This window comes from Mesorhizobium sp. M7A.F.Ca.US.005.03.2.1, from assembly GCF_003997795.1.
In the GTDB taxonomy this organism is placed as follows: Bacteria; Pseudomonadota; Alphaproteobacteria; order Rhizobiales; family Rhizobiaceae; genus Mesorhizobium; species Mesorhizobium ciceri.
In genome coordinates this window covers 1-642 of sequence record NZ_RZRP01001504.1, presented here as the reverse complement: position 1 = coordinate 642, position 642 = coordinate 1, and the positions used below count along the sequence as shown (strand labels likewise).

General features: G+C 67.1%; 1 protein-coding gene. It reads left to right on the top strand.

Annotated elements, in window-relative coordinates:
- On the top strand, positions 1–642 hold a 642-nt coding region (locus EN991_RS38755; protein ID WP_245461208.1), incomplete at both ends, for an RsmB/NOP family class I SAM-dependent RNA methyltransferase.

Here is a 642-nt window from a genome sequence, read left to right as displayed (position 1 = left end):
CGGGGCGATTGCCGCGGGTTTGGCGCCGGTTCCCGTCAGTTCGGCCAGCACCTTGTCGCGGTTGGCCTGCAAGGTGCTGGCCGAACTGACGGGAACCGGCGCCAAACCCGCGGCAATCGCCCCGCACGGCATCCGCATTCCACCGATCGACGGCGATGGCCGGCACCCGAATGTGCAGGCCGAACCGGCCTTCCAGAAGGGCTGGTTCGAGGTCCAGGACGAAGGCTCGCAGATCGCGGCCGCCCTTGCCGGGGCCGAAGCCGGCATGCAGGTGCTGGATTTCTGCGCCGGCGCCGGTGGCAAGACGCTGGCACTGTCGGCTTCGATGGAAAATCGTGGCCAGATCTTTGCCCATGATGCGGAGAAAGCACGGCTGGCGCCGATCTTCGACCGCATCCGTCGTTCGGAAAACCGCAATGTGCAGGTGGTCACCAAGCCCACGGAACTCGCGCCGCTCGGCAACCACATGGACATCGTGCTGGTCGACGCGCCCTGCACCGGCAGCGGCACGTGGCGGCGCCGCCCCGACGCCAAATGGCGGCTGACGCAGAGGCAGCTCGATACCCGCAAGGGCGAACAGTCGGCGATCCTCGATGCGGCCAAAGCCTATGTCAAACCGGGCGGCCTGCTGGTCTACATCAC